This window comes from Hominibacterium faecale (genome assembly GCF_020734085.1).
GTDB lineage: Bacteria > Bacillota > Clostridia > Peptostreptococcales > Anaerovoracaceae > Hominibacterium > Hominibacterium faecale.
In genome coordinates, this window is record NZ_JAJAGH010000007.1 from 262,251 (window position 1) to 281,666 (window position 19,416).

18 protein-coding genes are annotated in these 19,416 nt (G+C 49.6%); 2 read left to right on the forward strand and 16 right to left on the reverse strand.

Annotation, left to right across the window (positions count from 1 at the left end):
- Positions 1 to 149 precede the first annotated feature (149 nt).
- Positions 150 to 1,079 carry an SMP-30/gluconolactonase/LRE family protein gene (locus LG211_RS10835; protein ID WP_253019992.1) on the forward strand — a complete coding sequence of 310 codons (930 nt, stop codon included), beginning with the start codon at positions 150 to 152 and terminating at the stop codon, positions 1,077 to 1,079.
- 70 nt (positions 1,080 to 1,149) lie between these two features.
- On the opposite strand, the gene LG211_RS10840 is transcribed toward LG211_RS10835, so the two are convergent.
- Positions 1,150 to 2,025 (reverse strand): LysR family transcriptional regulator, encoded by an 876-nt coding sequence (locus LG211_RS10840; RefSeq protein ID WP_148396256.1) that lies wholly within the window; start codon positions 2,023 to 2,025, stop codon positions 1,150 to 1,152.
- 35 nt (positions 2,026 to 2,060) lie between these two features.
- Between LG211_RS10840 and LG211_RS20240 the strand changes: the two genes are divergently transcribed.
- The gene (locus LG211_RS20240; protein WP_269477505.1) at positions 2,061 to 2,390 is read left to right on the forward strand and encodes a hypothetical protein; all 330 of its coding nucleotides are present in this window, start codon (positions 2,061 to 2,063) and stop codon (positions 2,388 to 2,390) included.
- A gap of 230 nt (positions 2,391 to 2,620) precedes the next feature.
- Here the strand turns inward: LG211_RS20240 and LG211_RS10850 are convergent, their stop codons facing one another.
- The 15 genes from LG211_RS10850 to LG211_RS10920 form a co-directional block, all read right to left on the reverse strand.
- On the reverse strand, positions 2,621 to 3,934 hold the full coding sequence (locus LG211_RS10850; protein WP_148396254.1) for an MFS transporter: 1,314 nt from the start codon (positions 3,932 to 3,934) through the stop codon (positions 2,621 to 2,623).
- A gap of 20 nt (positions 3,935 to 3,954) precedes the next feature.
- A complete protein-coding gene (locus LG211_RS10855; RefSeq protein ID WP_269477506.1) occupies positions 3,955 to 5,220 on the reverse strand; it encodes an MFS transporter in 1,266 nt (421 codons plus the stop codon).
- A gap of 86 nt (positions 5,221 to 5,306) precedes the next feature.
- Positions 5,307 to 6,398 carry a zinc-dependent alcohol dehydrogenase gene (locus LG211_RS10860; RefSeq protein WP_148396252.1) on the reverse strand — a complete coding sequence of 364 codons (1,092 nt, stop codon included), beginning with the start codon at positions 6,396 to 6,398 and terminating at the stop codon, positions 5,307 to 5,309.
- Between the two features lie 33 nt (positions 6,399 to 6,431).
- The gene (locus LG211_RS10865) at positions 6,432 to 7,787 is read right to left on the reverse strand and encodes an MmgE/PrpD family protein (protein WP_269477507.1); all 1,356 of its coding nucleotides are present in this window, start codon (positions 7,785 to 7,787) and stop codon (positions 6,432 to 6,434) included.
- Positions 7,788 to 7,913: 126 nt separating this feature from the next.
- On the reverse strand, positions 7,914 to 9,527 hold the full coding sequence (locus LG211_RS10870; protein WP_269477508.1) for a class I adenylate-forming enzyme family protein: 1,614 nt from the start codon (positions 9,525 to 9,527) through the stop codon (positions 7,914 to 7,916).
- Between the two features lie 63 nt (positions 9,528 to 9,590).
- Positions 9,591 to 10,568, reverse strand: a complete 978-nt coding sequence (locus LG211_RS10875) for an SMP-30/gluconolactonase/LRE family protein (protein WP_269477509.1) — start codon at positions 10,566 to 10,568, stop codon at positions 9,591 to 9,593.
- 108 nt (positions 10,569 to 10,676) lie between these two features.
- Positions 10,677 to 11,876 (reverse strand): iron-containing alcohol dehydrogenase, encoded by a 1,200-nt coding sequence (locus LG211_RS10880; protein ID WP_269477510.1) that lies wholly within the window; start codon positions 11,874 to 11,876, stop codon positions 10,677 to 10,679.
- Positions 11,877 to 11,958: 82 nt separating this feature from the next.
- Positions 11,959 to 12,276: an AtuA-related protein gene (locus tag LG211_RS10885; RefSeq protein ID WP_148398073.1), complete on the reverse strand. Its 318-nt coding sequence runs from the start codon at positions 12,274 to 12,276 to the stop codon at positions 11,959 to 11,961.
- Positions 12,277 to 13,641: an acyclic terpene utilization AtuA family protein gene (locus LG211_RS10890; protein WP_148398072.1), complete on the reverse strand. Its 1,365-nt coding sequence runs from the start codon at positions 13,639 to 13,641 to the stop codon at positions 12,277 to 12,279.
- A 46-nt stretch (positions 13,642 to 13,687) separates the two neighbouring features.
- Positions 13,688 to 14,851 carry a thiolase family protein gene (locus tag LG211_RS10895; protein WP_253020000.1) on the reverse strand — a complete coding sequence of 388 codons (1,164 nt, stop codon included), beginning with the start codon at positions 14,849 to 14,851 and terminating at the stop codon, positions 13,688 to 13,690.
- Between the two features lie 6 nt (positions 14,852 to 14,857).
- A complete protein-coding gene (locus LG211_RS10900) occupies positions 14,858 to 15,646 on the reverse strand; it encodes an enoyl-CoA hydratase/isomerase family protein (protein WP_253020001.1) in 789 nt (262 codons plus the stop codon).
- An 18-nt stretch (positions 15,647 to 15,664) separates the two neighbouring features.
- Positions 15,665 to 17,095 (reverse strand): acetate--CoA ligase family protein, encoded by a 1,431-nt coding sequence (locus tag LG211_RS10905; protein WP_148398069.1) that lies wholly within the window; start codon positions 17,093 to 17,095, stop codon positions 15,665 to 15,667.
- Between the two features lie 24 nt (positions 17,096 to 17,119).
- The gene (locus LG211_RS10910; protein WP_269477511.1) at positions 17,120 to 17,896 is read right to left on the reverse strand and encodes an enoyl-CoA hydratase/isomerase family protein; all 777 of its coding nucleotides are present in this window, start codon (positions 17,894 to 17,896) and stop codon (positions 17,120 to 17,122) included.
- Between the two features lie 21 nt (positions 17,897 to 17,917).
- Positions 17,918 to 18,103 (reverse strand): ferredoxin, encoded by a 186-nt coding sequence (locus tag LG211_RS10915; RefSeq protein ID WP_148398067.1) that lies wholly within the window; start codon positions 18,101 to 18,103, stop codon positions 17,918 to 17,920.
- A gap of 51 nt (positions 18,104 to 18,154) precedes the next feature.
- Positions 18,155 to 19,414: an NAD(P)/FAD-dependent oxidoreductase gene (locus LG211_RS10920; protein WP_269477512.1), complete on the reverse strand. Its 1,260-nt coding sequence runs from the start codon at positions 19,412 to 19,414 to the stop codon at positions 18,155 to 18,157.
- Positions 19,415 to 19,416 lie beyond the last annotated feature (2 nt).

Below are 19,416 nucleotides of genomic sequence, written 5' to 3' on the forward strand. Positions count from 1 at the left end.
GAAGTCTGAAAAAGCGATATCCATGTTAAAGAAATTTGATATCTTTTTTTGTGAGAGGTTGTATCAGTATCATTGTCTTCCCGCTTGCCCGGGGGTATGCTATGCTTGTATGGTAGATATTATTGAATCAGCAGAAGGAGATTATGAAGATGAGCGGTTTGGTTTACAGAGAAGAGGATCGCAGCGTGCCCATTCCTCCCCACGAAAAAAGCCTGCAGACGGTTACGGCCGATTATTGGCTGCAGATCCACAACAAGCAGGCACTCCACGGAGAAGGCACCTGTTTTGATCAGGATGGAAATCTTTATTTTACCATTATATATGAGGGCAAGGTCTGCCGCATTGATGCCGGCACCAGGGAGGTAAAAACCATCTTTGAAGATCCGGAACGCAAATGCGCTTCCGTCAAGATACATAAAGACGGCAGGCTCTTTATCAGCTGCCTCAACCGGGTCAAAGAAGGCCGGGTGTTTGCCATCCGTCCCGACGGCAGCGGCTATGAAGATATCGTTGTCGGATACAGCATTGACGATCTGGTCTTTGATGAAGATGGAGGCTTTTATTTTACTGAACTTACCGGCGATGCCACCAACCCCATCGGAGCGGTACATTATGTGACGCCGGATTTCAAGAAGGTCAAACCCTATATGACAGGTATGGCCGGCCCCAATGGTATTGCCATCTCGCCGGATTACGATGTTTTGTGGATCACTGAGAGCCATACCGGCCGCATCCACAGAGTCATGCTAAAAGGAAAAAATTACACGACAAAAAATGTAGTCTATACTATCACCGGATTTTACGGTCCGGATTCCTGCGAAGTGGACGGTGACGGCAATCTGTACATTGCCGTATACGGGCAGGGCCGGGTGTTGGTCCTAAACAAAAATGGCCTGCCCATTGGCCAGGTTTTGCTTCCCAATCGGGAACACAATTTATGGGTGACCCATACGGATATCAAGCCGGGAACCAGGCAGCTGTATATCATTGCTGCCGACGACACCGGTGACGATGGCTGCTGGCTCTTTAAAACAGAGGCCTTCGCCAAAGCCAACGAAAACAGCTTTCAATTTAAATAAATGCCTTTAACAAAAATACGGCCCGCTTTGTTTTCACTCCTCAAAGCAGGCCGTATTTTTTATCGTATTCTTAGTATTGCTGTTTCTGCAGATATTCAATGAACTTTTTGATCTGTACGGACTTTTTCTTTTCTGGTTTCAGAATAACACCCAGTTCCCTGGTAATATGGGGATCCAGCGGCAGCATCCGCACCGTATCCGGGCATTCTCTCAAATACAGGCTGGATAAAAAGGCGATCCCTAACCCTTCTTCTACCATACTCAGGAGCGCGGATCCGTCTTCGGAGGCTACGTTAATTTTATATGGTTTTTCTTTCCCCTTGCCCAGCATTTCTTCCACATGTTCACTGACTTTATTGTAAGAAGAAAACAGCAGCGGGTAATCCTTTAAAAGATCATAGGTCACAGCCTCCACATCGTCCGCCAGCTTGATGGTTTGCGGCAGCGCCGCATAGATCTCATATTTCATGAGGAAAATCCAATCGGTATTTTTAATCAGTCCTTTTTCTCCGACGGCCAGATCCACTTCATCTTCTTCCAGCATCTTGGATAAATTGTCGGCAGTCGCGACGCGGATGGTAATTTCATTTTCCGGGTTATCGACTAAAAAGGATTTCATGATCGTCGGTAAATAGTGGCACGCATAGATTGGATACGCGCCGATTCGGATCTTTTTCGTACCCTCTTTATGTATATCCGCGATGACCTTTGTCAGTTCCTCCTCACAATCAACGATTTTCTTGATGTACGGTTCAAGCAGAATCCCTTCTTGTGTAAGCTCAATTCCTTTGGTGGTCCGGTTCAGCAGATGAATGCCGAACTCGTCTTCCAAAGAATTCATCATGTAGATCAGCCCTGACTGTGTGTAATTGAGTTTCTCCGCCGTCTTTTTTAAGCTTCCGTTTTTTATGGCTTCCTGGAAAACCGCAAGTTTTTTTGTATCCATTCTTTCCCCTCATTGTTTTGTGCAATAGCAAATATGTGAGTCAAGACCGAGCGGGGATTAAAGAGCCGCCGTCCGTCGCTCATACGGTAACCATCGTACCACTGCTTCAGTTCCTCAAAGCTGACGCTTTTATACTCCCGGAAAAGGTCCCTTACCTCGTCCTCCGTGACCCCAAAATAGGCTTCGTAAATTCGATCATTCATAAAGTTGTGCTCCCCTACGTGGAGCTTGCCTATATGACCGGCTTGCTGCCCATCGCCAAGTATTCCAGCGGATCGGAATTGAATATGTTCCGAGCAGGATCGCCGAAAGATATGTCTAGGAAATCCGGGCATCCATCCGGCATCCTGCTCAAATCCATATAAGCTGCCTCTCTTTCTATATTTTACTTGATTTCCCGTTTTATGTACACCTTTATTTCCAATCCGCCACTGCTCCTGATCATATATGTTCCCGGCGCTACTTGGCCCACTTATTCCAATAACCACAACAAATTCGATCCCGTTGAGGCGGACAAGCTAAGGGGGTTTTCCCTGCCTCTCAGAATCGAATTTGTTCAATTACATGATATATTACTAAACTTTACGGAATATCCTTATCCCAGTCTGATTTCCGCCGCTTTGCGCTCCGGATACTTGACGACAAAGATGATGATACTTGCTACTACTGTGATACATGCGATCACGATGCCAGCAACCAGCTGTGCGCCGATTCCCTGTGCGATGGTAGCGTTTACCAGGGCATATACATAGGTCGCAAAGAAAGGACCGGCATTGGCGATTCCCCAAGCTACCGAGGATGAAATGGAACGGAACGCCTGCGGCACGAAATTCAATGCTTTGGCAAATACCGACGCATGAACAAGACCTGTCGCAATTCCGGCGCAGGCTGCCGCGCAGTAGATTCCAAACATACTGCTGTCAATAAAGTATGCGGCCGCAAGACCAACGGCGACAAAGGCATAACCAATTGGAATCAGCCAATCCTTAAAGAGCTTGATCCAGATGGGGTAAGAAAACTGGACCACAATCAACAGCACTCTGGTCAGAGACGTGCAGTTACCGGCCTGGGCCGATGTCCCCAACTCATGTTCGGTGATAATATAATTGGACAGGTTCAGATAGTACCCATTGATTCCAATGTAGAACACGCAGTGAAGAATCGCGATGGTCATCACAAAGCCAACAACCTTCTTTGGTAAATCTTTAAAACGAACTTTCGTGGTAGCGTTTTCATCTTCCAGGCCCAGCTGCTTTCTTCTTTCAATTCTTGCCGCCCTTGCTTCCTTGCTGTCTGAATAGCCGCCCTTTTTAATCATGATCAGGAAAACCGTAATAGCAATCACACACCACAAGCCCAGGGTATAGGCGAAGGGCCAGTTGTGTCCGTCGTTTCCGGCAGCGATCCTGCCGCTCAGCTGGAGCATGATCACGCCGCCGATGTTAACAAATACATTGTACATGGATATCTTTGAGGCTCGCTGATCCTCATCGAAGATTTCACCGACAATGGAGTTCATCAAAGGACCGAAGCCGCCCAAGCTGATTCCGCATAAAACGGTTCCTACATAATAGACCCAGAACGGCGCGTGAAGAACGCCGCCGATAATCATCAGGATTGAGAATGCCAGCATGCAGGTTCGGATAATGACCAGGAGTGCCACCTTACTGAACTTTAATGCCACAAACCCGATAATCAATGAGGTGAACAACCCGAACAAGGTCGGAAATGAAATTAGCTGCGCCGCTGCCACCGGTGATATATCCGGATACTCCATTTCAATATAAGCGCGCACATTTTGCGTAATCATGTAAACAACATTGGATGTCGCATAAATGTACAGCGCAAAGGAAATCAACTGATATTGTTTTTTCGTGTATAAAGGTTCTATACCTTTGTTTGCTTCCATCTTTCTTCTCTCTTTCTCTTTTACTTATACTTATAATCCGCTTCCAGTTCGACCGGTCTTCTCAGGCGGATGATGATCCAAATAACGATAACGATGGCTCCGAATACAACGCTGGCTCCTGCAAAGCTGACCGGATTTTGTTCCCCGATGAAAGCATACCAGCCGGAAATCCAGTATCCGCTGATGGTGGCTCCCAAATTCCAGAAGGCAGCGAAGAGACCGGAGTAGAACATCACGCCGCGCTGATTGGTCATAGCTGCATAATCCCTGAGGCATGCCGGCCATACGAGGAAGGCGCTGAATCCGATGAACAATTCCGCCAGCATCATCATAATGACGCTGTTTCCAATAAAGGCAAAGAGCACGCCGATCAAACCCAACACAATGGCAAAGGGTACGAGGAACTTTTTGAAAATTGGGAACAGCACCGGATAAAGGAAAGCAGATACCAGTCCCGCAACCGTATAGCAGGAAGCTACCATGCCGGCAGTAGCCGCATCCCCGATATCCCGGTAATCGAGCATCTGGGACATGTTCAGGAGAATCGCGTAGTACGGTATAAACATAATTCCAAAGGCCGCTGTCAGCCAGAAGGCTCTCGGGTGGCGAGATGGTTTTTGACCTTCATCCTTCTCCTGATCCGTATTTGCCGCTTGTATTTCCTCTTCCGTGGCTCCGGCAATCATTGCCTTATCTTCGGCGCTGACTTTTTCAGGATCCTTTAAGAATAACAACATCAGTACCAACGGAATAATCAGGCATGCATGCAGCAGCCAGATCAGCCCCACATTCTGGGTGCACAGATAACCGGATACATTTTGATAGACCACGCCCGATATATTGAGGACAAACATGGAGATGCCCTGAATAATGTTACGGCGCCGGCCTTGAAAGTACTCAATGATCAGAGCCGATCCCAGAGGGAATGCCAGGCCCTCTCCTGCTCCGCAGACAAACCGGCTGGCGTAAATCAGCCAGAAATGATCCTGTACAAAATACGGAAAAAGTCCGCCCACACCGATTAAAATTGCGGACACACAGGCCACGGTCCGGTAGCTGAGTTTGGTACCGGTAACGATCCCTGAAATGATCGAAAAGGGTATAATCATCAGGTATACGGCTGTCTGGAGCATCAAAATATTCGAATATGCGATGTCCGGATAGGTTTCCGACAAGGATTGTACGGCCGGTGTAATGATAAATGAAACCTGCGGCATCATAAACGTGGCCAGGACACCGATGGCTATGAAGATCCATGCTTTTGTGGAAATTTTCTTTTTTTCCATACCTACTTCCTCCTTCTTTTGCCGCTGTCTTTTGCAGCAAACCGTTTTAATCCCAAAAATTGAAAGCCCCAAATGCGAAATCGAATTTACTTGCTCGGGTCAATCGCCACTTTAATTGGAAATTCACCTTCTATTTCATATCCGGCAGCCTGTACGGCAAGCTCTGCCTGGGAAAGGCCGTATACATGGGTTACCAGCTCTTCCAGCGGATATTTCCGGCTGTTGATAATATCGATGGCCGCTTTGACCGATGCCAGGTTATGGGTGTGGGCGCCTCGAATCTGGATTTCATTGAATACTACCGTATCGAAATCAATGGGCGTCTTTTTCCCGCCATACATGCCCGGGGTAACGATCACACCGCCTTTTTTCACCAGTTCCGTCGATTTTGCCATGGCTGCCGTACTGCCGCTGCAATCAAAGGCAATGTCTGCCATCTCTCCGTCGGTTATCCTTTTTACTGCCGCGGCTTCATCTTCTTTCTCAATGTTGATGATGTGATCGGCACCAAGTTTTTCAGCCATTTTAAAACGTTCTTTATCCTTGTTTCTGCCGGTTATGATCACGGTTTTGGCGCCGGCCTCTTTTGCAGCTACGATTCCGCCCAGGCCCTGCTGTCCCGCGCCCAGAATCACAACCGTATCACCCAGAGAAACACCGCCAATATGTCCCAGCCAGCGAACCGAATCACCCAGTACCGCACAGGTCAGTACTGCTGCTTTTAGCGGTACATCCTTGCTGATTTTATGTAAAATTGCTCGTTTGGGCAGATATACATACTCGCTGTAAGCGCCCCATAGGTGGGGCGGCGTGTCGCAGGAAACCATAAATCCGTATCCCAGCTTATGGACACACTGGTTGTACTTACCACGGATGCAAGGCTCACAGACGCCGCAGCCAAATCTGGATTCGACCACCACTCGGTCGCCTTTTTTACAGCCGCTGATCTGCGCTTTCACAGCGCCGATTTCTTCAATGGTACCGACAAATTCATGACCCATGATGAGAGGCCAGACGTTGGAGCCGCTCCCTTGATACATATGAGTATCAGTTCCGCACACACCGACCATTTCTACTTTTAAGAGAGCATCGTCCTCGCTGATCTTAGGTATGGGAAACTCTTGTATTTCCATATCCCGGACGCCTTTGAGCACTGCTGCCCTGCATGTTTTTTTCATGGTATACGGCCTCCCGCTGTTTCCTTATGCCTATTACGGCCTGCTCATTTCTTCAATCAACGCATCTGCGTTTTCAGCAGTTTCAAGCGTGTAAACCAAGTCTAATAGCTTCTTGGTCTTGTTGGGATCAAGGCCCACTTCATCGTGTACCTTGATCATCAGCTTGGCATTTTCCTCCCAGGAAAGCTGATAATACTCTTCGGTAATCATCATTTCCTTTTCATAGACCGTGCCATCCTTCATCTTGATCACCACTTTCCCGCATAGAATCGGGTAATGATCGTCGTCGACAACCGTAGTCCGATCGACCAGATTGAGGATTCTCTCATCATCAAAGACCTGCTGTCCTTTTTTCGTACACGTTCGATTGACGATCGCATTGGCGATATTGAAAGCGCAGCTCATGGTTGTCTGGGTATCGGAAACAAATGGTCCTTTGCCTTTGGTTCCAGGGTAATTGCTGTCGAAGGGGTTCATATGATAGTGGATCGATTCAATCTGCTCGTGATCGATCTTTTTCTCATCCGCAAGCTCACAGCTGACAATAAACGGTGTTTGAGCGATGGCGCAGCAAGGATTGAATTTAAAGGTAACATTGCGAATGCGGTATTCTTTTCCCAGGTTTTCAATTCCTTCTCGTACCAGCTCATAATCGTTTTCGCCAGCGAACACATTCATAAAGCCTTTGTATCCATCAAAGGCGCTTTCGGCACCGGTAACACCGTCTCTTGCCAGCAGAGCGGCGGTAAGGCCATTTCTTGCGGCGCAGCCATTCTGGTAAAACCATTCTGTGGTACCGGCAGCAAAGGATTCCTGAATGCCTCCCACAAGAGATGCCGTAATGCGAATGGCATCAGCGATCTGCTCTTTGCTGAGCTTTAAAAGCTTTGCAGCGGCCGCGGCCACGCCGAAAGTCACGTAAATGGCGCTGGGCCGAAATCCTTTGGGCGTTGACAGCTTTGCCATTTTTCGCTCGAGAACTGCAGTCACTTCATATCCGGCTAACGTGGCAGCCAGAATTTCCTTTCCTGTGCATGGAAAATTCTCTGCAACTGCTAGAACTACCGGCACGATCATCGTTCCATTGTGGGTGCCGCCCAGGGTATCCTCCTGGGCCCGGGAATGGAACAAAACCGTATTGGCTGCTACTGCTCCCGGCATGGATAGCTTGGCTCCATCCATAAACAGGGTCGCCCGTCTGCCGGATTCCTTGCTGTCAAATTCTTTGGCCACATGTTTGGCATGGCCGGCCGGTCCCAGTTCATAACCGGAAATGCCGATACCGATGGAATTCATAAAGCAGGTCTTACTCTTTTCCTTCACATCCTCGGGCAGCTGGTCGAATTCCACCTGGTCCACGAATTCTGCTAAGGCTTTTGCTATATCCATTTTCACCTTCTCCTTTTCTCTTTTAAAATAACCATTTTCTTTTTTCTAAGGCTCTTCCTACTTACATCTTAACGTTCAGAATCAGTGAAAGGAACCAACAAAAAGTGATATCACATATCAGAATATTCACTCAGTAAAAATCGGCGCAAATAACTGCTCCGCCTGCTCCCGCAAAACCGGCTTGGCGATTTTCCCGATATTATTGACCGGCAGTTTCTCCATCAGGGCCAGGTATCTGGGTTTTTTAAAGCTGGGCAGTTTTTTCTTGCAGAATTCAGCCAGCTCCATACCGTTCACAGAAAAACCCGGATTGGTTACAACGGCTGCGGCGATGGCTTCTCCGAATCGGGGATCGGGAATTCCCACCACGGCGCAATCCCGTACCGCGGGATGCTCCTGCAAAGCCCGCTCCACTTCCAGCGCAAACACATTTTCACCGCCGGTTTTGATCACATCTTTTTTCCGGTCCAGAAAATAATAGCAGTCGTTTTTCGGGTCGGCTCTGACAATATCCCCGGTCCGAAACCATTCGTTATCCAGGAAAATATCTTTGTCTTCTTCCTGCTGGCCGATGTAGCCTTTGAACACCATCGGGGACCGCACAACCGCTTCTCCGGACTGGCCTTTTTTCACATCGCGGCCCCGTTCATCGACAATACGGAGTTCATTCAGCGGGATCACCCTCCCTACTGCCTTCAATAATGCGGGATTTTGGCGGTACGCTTCTCTGCTCACCTGCATACAGGTGACGCTGCAGGTTTCAGTAGAACCCCAGGATGGCCTGAGATGACATTGGGGAAATAGTTCAAAGACGTGCTCTATATAGTCACGGGTACATTTTCCGGCGGAAATGCATACTTCCCACACAGAGGATCGATCTTTCTGACTCCACCCATCATAGCGATACAGCCTTTCATAGGTGACAGGCGGGAGCATCTGCAGCTGGGTGACCTGCCAGGTTTCAATCATATGAAAGACTTCCGGCGGATGAATCCTTTCCAGGGTAATATAAGTTCCTCCCAGCACCAGCATCTTTAAAAAGCCCTGCAGCCCGCCGATATGATAGAGGGGCGCTGTGGAAAGCATCACATCTCTTACTCCCGGATGGTTATTCTCCATAGCAAGGGTCATGCCATGGAGCACCACCTGCTCTTGGGTGCGTACAACGCCTTTGGGGGCTCCTGTAGTTCCGCTGGTAAAGAGAACGACTGCCGGGCTGTCGTTCTCCAGCTTAATCTGGGCCTCCCGTTCATCCCCTTCCCGCAGCAAATCTTCCCAGGAAAGGGAATATTCCGATGAATAGGGGTATGCAGAATCCGGTGCTCCCACACAGATTTTAATTTGCAGATCTTCGTAGGACTTACAAATCTCCTTGGCTTTTTCATGGAGACTTTCGCCAAAGAACAGAAGCTTGCACTGTACCATTCTCATGCTTTCCACCAGTTCTTCGGCCCTCAGTCTTACATGAAGGGGCACGAACACAACCCCCAGTTTTTGGCACGCAAACCAGGCGATGACCCATTCAGCGCTGTTTTTGAGCACGATTCCGGCCGTATCGCCTTTTTTGATCCCCCGTTTTGTGAGGGCATTGGCAATGCAGTTGCTCTCACGGTTGAGTTCATAATAGGTTAACGTTCGCGTGCAGCTGATAACCGCAGTTCTCAGAGGATCGTTGGTTACATTATTCAGCAATAATTGTCCCAGATACAGCACAACCATCTTCCTTTCTATTTTTCGCATCCGCGGCCGCCGCTGAGTAAAAACGCTGCGGGCGGCCTCCTGGATGCTCATTCCAACTTGTTGTTACTTAAATTGATATCCGTTTTCATTGGCCTTGGCAAAGGCGCCGGCTTTGAAAATCCAGGCTCCCTTTACCGGGTCATTGGTACATATGTACAGCTCGTTTGTTCCCGGACGGATCATGGGGTGGGTCGAACCCAGGTGAAAGCCGTCTTCTCTTCCTGCCAGCAGGACCTGCCCGATGGGCCAGCCGGCCGGATTGAACACCATCACCCTACCCTGATCGTACATAGCCACATATAGGTTGTCATCATTATCTACATAGCAAGAATCCGCTACGCCTCCTCCAGTAAAAGTGTAAGGCACGTTCACGCCGAATGGAGCGATATCGGTAGGACCGCCTTCCGGATCCAGCTTTACGCGGGTCAGCCGCATAGAATTGGATTCTGTAATCCATACCACTTTTTCGTCCTTTGAAAGGGCGACGCCGTTAGGGCAGCAAAGGCGTTCCAGCAGCGGTGTCACAGTTTTTCTGTCCGGATGGACGTAATATACGCCGCCGATGGGATTGGCCACATCGCCCAGCATATGGGTGTAATAAAAGCCGCCCTTGGAATCGAAAACCAGATCATCGTACACGTGTCCTTCCATGAGCACCTCAAAACCAGTCCCGTCGGGGTTTATGGTAAAAATGTAGCCGCTGTTAAAGTCCGGTCCTACGCTGGGGATAAACACCGTGCCGTCCTTATGGATTTTGACAGCCGACATGGCTCGCTTTTTTGGATCTTCATAGACAACAATATCTTCTTTTGTCTTCATGTCGATCTTGTGGAGCCTGCTGGCCGAAGCTTTTGCCTCCACGTACCAGAGATTCCCTTCCCGGTCAAAGCACAGGCCTTCCAGGTCGCTGAAGTCCAGCTGGCGGACCTTGTGCCAGGGCTCGGCGATAATGGTCTGCAGCATCCTTTCAGCGGGCGGGATGGGGGCAAACTTATCTTCAGAATTATACTTCAAGGTAGCGGTGTAATCATTTATCATCATTTCTTTGCGGGATGCCGGACCTGCGGCATCCCGTTCTCCCTTCTACATATAGCTTCTGTATTAAGTTACAAGTGTCTGCTTTGCCATGTTCATGGCGGGCAAAGCCTTCTATTCTTCGTCGTAGATCATTTCGCAGACCTTCACCAGCATCTGCCTGTCTTCCGGTCTGTGGATCGGCGGCATCCAAAGCTGGGATTTGTAATCATCGAGAATGGCGGGGATCAGATTCTCAACGAAGGTCTTCTTATCATCGTCAAAACCGCTGGCCTTGATGGCTTCTTTACAGGTGGTAAAGCCAAAGCTCTTGTAGAAATCAAGTACCGCATCCGCCACATAGCCGGCCACTTCCTCGTTGGTGCCGATTGTAGGTACCGAGAAGATATCGGCCAGCTTGCGGATTCCTTCCGGAGCTGTGTTGGCCTGATGACGGATCAGAGTCGGCATAACCATAATACAGGAATGTCCATGAACCAGATTGTATTTTGAACCGATGGCATGGGCTACCGCATGACCGTTGGCCGCGCCGCCGGTGCTTTCCGCCATGTCAGCGGCATAGGCCATCTGGGCGCGCGCTTCTTTGTTTGCCGGATCTTTATATACGATGGGTAGCCATCTTCTGATGCGATCGATAGCATCCAGAGCAATGGGAGCTGCGAAATCATGCTGCATGGTGCCTACGACCACTTCAATGGCATGGCTCAGGGCATCCAGGCCGACGGTGGCCGTAGCCCTTGGCGGCATTCCGTAGGTCAGTTCAGGATCGATGATAACCACATCAGCAATCTGATTTTCGTTTGCAAAACTGTATTTCAGGTTCCGCTTGGTATCGTGGATAACCGCGCTTCCGGTTACTTCGGCACCGGTACCCGATGTGGTGGGGATACAGATGAATTTTGCAGTGCGGTTGAACTGGGGCTTCATCTTTGTGCCAAGGGCGCTGTAATCATGCAGGTCCTTGATCTCATCTGGGATATTGGCGATCAGGTTAGCCGCCTTGGCTGTGTCGATGCTGCTTCCTCCGCCGATAGCTAATGTGCAATCGCATGTTTCATCCGTTAAAAGTTTTGCCACTTCGATACAGATGTAGTCCGGGGGATTGGGCAGTGTCTTATCATAGATCACATAATCGATGCCCTCTTTTTTCAAGCTTTCCACAATTGGATCCACAAGACCTACTTCCATAACGCCTTTGTCGGTTACAACAAGGCACTTGCTGCATCCCATTGCTTTGAACTTTGCTCCGGCCTGCTTTGCCGTACCCTCACCAAAGACCATGTGGGGAAGTCTGTTCTTTTCAAACGAATTCATAACTACAACTCCTTTCTTTTTATGAGCGGGAAAGGCTTTGTACATCTTTCTGCACAAAGTCTTTCCGCATAATATGGTGGAACTAAAAAATGTTAACTTCCATTCGAAGCAGAGCGCATCCTAATGATTTTCCAGTTGTATCGTAGCGAAGAGTCCTGGTGGCACCGCCGTCAAGTCCGCCTCTGCAAACGATCTGAAAACTTTCGATATTGTCTTCCGGGTATACTTCCACATCGCCTTTTACCATGTCTTTAAAAAACTTTTTAATGGCTACCGGCGTCAGCTCCCGTTTTAACTGCTCGTAGTAATCATGGTTTAAGGCCATAATCCCGATGGTGGCTACGTCGCCTTTGTCGCCGCCGCGGGCAAAGGCCAGATCTTTTAATTGTACTTTTGCCATTTATTTCACCTCCTTAATGGTCAGCTGAGGAACAACAAATTCTCTTGGAACCAGAGTCGGCCACAGTCCGATGACTTTACGCGGTCTGCCGTTTACGCCGCAGGCAGCGCCCATCGGTCCATAAGTCCACAGGTGGGTGGTATTCTGCTTGATCAGCGCGGCTTCCGCAAAGGTATTGGTCTTGCATGAAATTCTAAGTGCAACTTCGTTGATGTTGGGATCCGGCTCTGTGGCTACGCTGCCGTGGAGACAGTTGACGCCAATATAATCAAAGCGCAGTTCCAGCGGTTTTACGCCCAGATAATCAAGACGTTTGCGTACTAATTCTTCAGCCTTCTGAGCCTTTTCGTAAGCGTTGGGCCATGGGTAGATGAGCATGGATTCGCTCATGAAGCCTTCTTCCACGCCAATGCAGACTTTCAGCATATCCGGACGGCCTTTTCCGGTCATATTTGTAATTTTTACTTTATCCTTGCCGATTTCGTCCAGCTTAAGTGAGGTAAAGTCGGCGATTCCGTCGGGCATGATGTAGTTATTGGGGTCAATTACTTCGTATGTCAGATGCTCTTTCATGGTCCACTGGTTGATCATGCCGCCGGTGCCCTCCACCTTGGAGATGACCGCATCGCCGTTTTCATCCATTTCAATGATTGGGAATCCGATATGCCAGTTTTCCGGTGAGCTGGCCCAGAGATTGCTGTTGCCGCCGGTGCACGGGCTGCCGCATTCCACGATATGTCCGGTATTGATGGCCGCGCCGATCTTATTGTTGTATTGCTCGGAAAAGTCCCATCCGAACTCATGCATCATCGGACCAACATACAGGGAAATATCGGAAACACGTCCTGCGATTACATGGTCGCATCCCTGATCTAGCGCTTCGATGATACCTTCCGCACCTGCATAAGCGTAAGCTCCCACGATTTTATCCTTAACCCGGTCAATGTCCTCTTCGCCGGTATCGGTGTTGGTCAGCTTGACGCCTGCCGCACGAATCTCATCCAGTTTATCTGAAAGATCATCTCCCGTAACAAGACCTAATTTCAATCCGTGGATATCCATCTTCTGGCAAAGCTCTTCGATGGCGTTGGCTGCTCCCATAGGGTTGGAGCCGCCTGCGTTACAGATCATTTTGATGCCTTTTTCCTGACAAATTGGCAGGAATTTCTCCCAATGGGGTACAATGTCCGGCACATAGCCTTTTGTTGGGTCTTTTAACATCTGTCTGCGCAGAATGGACATGGTCAATTCCGCCAGATAGTCAAACGCCAGATATTTTACATTTCCTTTTCTTGCGATCTCCAGACCCGGTTCGATATCATCGCCCCAGTAACCGGAACCGCATCCGATTCTAACTGTCTTCATATTTTTCCTCCTGAACTTTTTTATCAGTTTTAACGTTTCTACACAATTAACCTAAGTATTCGAAGATACCCGCAGCCCCCTGGCCGCCTCCGACGCACATGGTCACCAACGCATATTTTCCGCCGTTTATCGCAATATTGTCCAGAGCCTTCATGGTCAGGATGGACCCGGTAGCGCCCATCGGGTGGCCCAGCGCGATTGCTCCGCCCCACGGATTCACCTTTTTCTCATCCAGTTTCAGTTCCCGGATGCAGGGAATCGCCTGAGCGGCAAAGGCTTCATTGAGTTCAATGACATCCATATCATCGACAGTCAGTCCTGCACGCTTCATAACCTTGGGCACTGCGTAAATTGGACCCAATCCCATCGTCTCGGATTTGCATCCCGCAGTGGCGAAATTGATCAGCTTGGCGATGGGCTTTAAGCCAAGGGCTTCTGCCTTTTCTCTGCTCATCAGTACCACGAAGGCCGCCGCATCATCGGTCTGTGAGGAAGTCGCCGCCGTAACAAGGCCATCCTCTTTAAAGCAGGGCTTCAGTTTGGCCAGGCTTTCCATGGAACTTCCCGGGCGGATTCCCTGATCCAGGTCGGCCGTTACCGGATTTCCTTCCTTATCGATACCCGCAACCGGAATGATCGGTTTGTTCAAATAGCCTTTTTCCTGAGCCGCCGCTGCTTTTTTGTGGCTTTCTACCGCAAAGGCATCCATTTCTTCTCTTGTAATGCCCTTTTCCATGCAAACGTTTTCCGCGGTGATTCCCATGCCCATATAGGCTCCGGGAACCATTTCATCTAAAATTGCATCGTCGTCATCGTCCTTATAGGTCTGTTCCATGGACATACATTCAATGCCGCCGGCAACGGCCACGTCGATATCCCCCACTGCGATGGCGTTGGTCATGGCCGCGATGGTCTGCAGGCCCGACGAGCAGAATCGGTTAACCGTCTGTGCGCTGACGCTTTCCAGCCCTGCCCGAAGGCAAATGAGTCTCGCTACGTTCTTTCCGCACCGGTTTACCGTTCTGGCGCACCCAATCGCCACGTCGTCAATTTCTTCTGGTTTTAACTGGGGTACTTTTGCCAGGACCCCCTTGAGGATCTCTGCTCCCAGTTCAACCGGATGGGTATTTATAAAATATCCTTTTTTGGATTTTCCTACGGCGCTTCTGCCATAGGCTACAATCACTGCTTCACGCAATTCTTTTCCCATAGTCGATCACCTTCCTTTAAATACTGGTTTTCTTTTCTCGTTTCTGGCCCGCAGCCCCTCCTGATAATCCTCCGATACATCGATGGCCCTTCTGAGCCAGATGGAAATCTTCCGGGAAAGGTCGGGAGTTGTATTCAGGCCGTAAGTAATAGCTTTTTTCAGTTCCCGCAGAGCCAGAGGCGCATGCTGAGCGATTTCTTCGGCCAGCTCCAGCGCTTTGGCAAGAACCTGATCCTGGGGCACCACTTCTTCTACCAGATCATATTTTTCCGCTTCGCGGGCGGAAATTCTTCTGCCGGTAAAGAGCAGCAGCTTGGCCTTTCCCATGGGGATTCTTCTCGGGAGCATGGTTGGTCCGCCCGCCCCCGGATAGCTGCCGTAATCGATCTCCGGGAAACCGAAGATGCTTTGTTCTCCTGCGATGCGCATGTCGCAAGAAATGGCCAGCTCCATGCCGCCGCCCAGGGCAAAGCCGTTAACTGCGGCGATAGTTGGTATTTCGAGAGTTTCGATTTTTTCAAAGAGGGTTGTGACCAGCTCGTTCATCTCCTGAATCTTGCGGCCCCGTTCCTCCGGGGTATAGGTCTGCCTCTCCTTCAAATCGGCGCCGGCGCAGAAGGAACGGCCTTCGCCGGTGATGATCAGGCACCTGGTTTCCATATCAAACTTAATTTCACCCAGCACCTTATGAAAATCCCTGGCAAGCTGGGAGGAAATGGAGTTGAGGGCTTTGGGCCTGTTCAGTGTGACAATTTTGATATTGCCCTTTTGTTCAATCTTGATTAATTCTTCCATGTTTTCCACTTCCATTCTTTATTTTCCCTGCATCTCGAAGAAGGTTTTTCTGGCTTTGAAGGCTCTGCCGATGGAATCATATTCGGTGAAGGCCGGTATCCCCGCTTCGCGGATCATACGGATGGCCTCCATGTTGGTGGATCCAGTATACCAATGCACCACAGCCGGAATCTTGGATGCTTTAATAATATTGATAAAGTCTTTAGCAATAGCAATGGAAGCGCTGCGTTCAATGGTAGTAGGCGCCAGAACCATGGCATCCACTTCCCCGCTCTTTTCTAAAATTTCGCCCACCTCTGCCACTTTTTCGATGGTCCGTAAAATATGGGCGGTAACATCAATCGGGTTCCGCGGTGAAGCAAAGGACGGGATCTTTTCCATAACTGCGTTTCTCGTCTCTTCACTGAGATCGGGAACGGACATTCCCGCCGCTTCCACGCAGTCGGTCAGGCAGACGCCGCTACCGCCGGAAGTGCTGATTACGGCAAATTTTTCGATATCTCCGTAGTCCGCCCACTTGTCCAGCAGATTGGCCGTATCGAAGAACTCGTCAATGCTTTCGACCATGACGGCTCCACACTTTTCAAAGAACTTTTTGTAATCCTCCATATCTCCCGCATCGGACGCCGTATGGGCGCCGCAGGCAAATCCGCCTCGCTCGGTCTTGCCGTTCTTGAATACCAGCACCGGCTTGCCCTTTTCTTTTGCTTTACGGCAGGCTGCTTCAAACTTCAATCTATCCCGGATCCCTTCGCAGTAAACACAGATGACATGAATCCGTTCATCATCGGCCAGATGCCAGATAAAGTCCGCTGTCTGCAAATCGCATTCGTTGCCTGTGGTGATGACCACCGGCACATTGATCGCCGCATCCATCGCCCGTCCGTAGATGGAACTGCACATGGCTCCGCTCTGGGAAACCCAGGCGATGCTGCCTTTTGGCATGGAATCGTAATAAAGCAGGCTGGAGGATGTGCTGGCACACATGCCGTCGTTCATGTTAAAGGATCCCAGGTTGTTGGGCCCAAGAAGCCTCAGATCGTACTTGTTTGCCGCTTCGACGATGCTCTTTTCCATAGCCGCGCCTTCTTCCGTCATCAGTTCGGCAAAGCCCGAGCTGATGATGATCGCACTGCGCACGCCTGCCTTACCGCAGCTCTCCACGGTAGGAAGCACACTGTCTGCGCCCACTGCGATAATGGCCAGATCGATCTTCTCCGGCACATCTTCCACTGATGGATAGCATTTTTTGCCTGAAATTTCCTCATATTTGGGGTTGATCGGATACACGTTTCCTTTATAGCCAAAACGGACCAGGTTGTTTAAGATGGCCGTTCCGCCGACAACACTTTTCTTTGCCGCATTACCGGAAACACCGATTAACGCTACGGATTTGGCATAGATCAGGGCGTCCGCACCATATCCGATTTCATAATTTTTGATACTCATTTTATCGACCTCTTTCGTTTTTTCTTATCTTCCTTTCCAGACCGGTTCTCTCTTTTCCAGGAAAGCAACGGATCCTTCATGGGCGTCTTCACTGGAATTGAGCAGTACCACCAGATCGGTCAGGTAATCCATGGATTTGTAGAATTCCATGTCCCTGCATTTGTACATGCCTTCTCTTCCCAGTTTTACGGCCAGCGGGCTTCTTTTCGCCAGCTGTTTTGCGAATTTGTCAACTTCTTCGTCCAGCTTATCGTCCGGTACAACCCGGTTGATGAGGCCGATTCGCTCCGCTTCCTTAGCGCTGATCTTGTCTGCTGAATACATCAGCTCCAGGCTCTTTTTGGTCCCGATTAGTCTGGCTACCGGAGCGGTGATCATCATGCCCCAGATGCCTCTGGTGATTTCCGGAATCCAGAAGAAGCTGAATTCCGTGGCAAAGGTAATATCTGCTGTAACCGCAAAGCCCAGGCCGCCTGCGATGGCAAAGCCGTGAACGGCTGCGATGGTCGGCTTTCCCGCATCGGTCAGTTCAACAAGCAGGTCGCCGTAGTGGCTCAGGTGCTCCCGGATCATGATTGCGCTGCTCCGCATTTCGTCCAGGTTCCCCAGGTCTGCTCCCGAGCAGAAGCCTTTGCCGTTTCCTTTGATAACGATTACTCTTACGGCTTTATCATCTCTGGCTTCTCTCAGAGCATCGACGATCTCTGACATTAATTCCAGGTTCAGCGAGTTGCGCTTTTCATCTCGGTTGAGGGTGAGTGTGAGAACACCCTCGGTTAAATCTTTTAACAAAAGTCCCATTTTGTGACCTCCATCTGTCTCTTAGTTTTCTTCGATTACTTTGATTGCGTTTTCCGGGCAGATCGCCGCCGCTTCTTTTACATTGTCCAGTTTGTCAGGCTCCGCCACATAGGCCAGTACGTCGGAACGTACATCCAGCCCTTCACATACGATTGCGCATAATCTGCAGCCCAGGCATTTATCACCGTCTATTTTCACTGTATACATTAATTTTTACCTCCTAAATCTGAATGTGTTTTCTTTGCTTCCCTTACCGGCTTATTCATTTTTCGCCCACCATGCGCTGATCTTGTCTACGCAGTCTGCCATCGGCAGCGCGCCCCGCAGGTACAGATGGAGAGAAGAGTATGCATCGCCGATCGCCGCGATACATTTATTCTGCATTTCCGGCGTTGCGTTCATCAGCTTGAAGTACCACTGTCTGGCCTCATTGATCGCCCTTCTGTCGGCAATCGGATCGTTGTAAGTGGCGTCATATTTTGCCTTCAGATTCTTGTGCAGATATTCTTTGCTCAAGTCGCCGTCTTTCAGCGCCTGTGCGGCAACCTCGCCGGCAAATCTTCCGGAACGTACCGCGGTCGGCATTCCCGGCGTACCCCAGTCACTTCCCATCATCGGTCTCCAGGCCGCATCGCCTACCAGCAGGAAGGCATCGTCGGTGAGATCGTCGGTCGCTTCTTTTACAGAAAGGCTTGTTCCCGACATCATGGATACGACGGCCGCATCAGAGAAATCATATCTTCCCAGTTCTTCCAGATGCTTTACAAATCGGTCGTGAACCGTTCTCAGTGTGTAGCCCTTCTGGATTCTTTTGGGGTTGCACATAACGGCAACGCCGTAGCGGTTGTCTCCCTTTGGGGAGGTCCAGCAGAAATAGCCTGGCAGTTCGGGAATCAGGTACAGTTCGTAAAACTCGCCTTCCATTGGCTTTGTCTTTTTCACATTCACCATATCGTATCCCAGGGATACGGCGATTTCGGATTCAAATACTTCGTGGTTTGTCTGTTTTACGGCTCTTGCGTAAACTCCGTCGCCTGCAATGACGATTTTGCAGTCCACGCTGTATGTAATGCCGCCTTTTTTGAAGATAACGCCGCTGATCTGTCCAGCTTTGTCCCGCTCAATGCTGAGGAATTTGGCATCCATCAGAATGTGAGCGCCGGCATTTCCGGCTGCCACTGCCATGGCTTTTTCAAATTCCGGTCTGCGGATGCCGTAGCCGTCGGACCACTTCTGGTATCCGCCGTAGCTGCCGTCGGGCGAGATAAAACAGTTGCCGTTGACGTGATATTCGTTCACTTTGTTTCTGTTGAATTTGAATCCGGCGAATTCTTCCAGTTCGTAGAGACCGTAGATAACGGCGGTGGAATCGTAAACCGGCAGTCCGACTTCCCGTTTCTTTTCCAAGATTAAAGTTCTGGCGCCGTTTTCTGCGGCGAACTTGCCTGCTGCCGCGCCTCCGGGGCCGCAGCCAATGACTACTACATCGTAAGATTTCGAATATTTTTCCATACTCATAA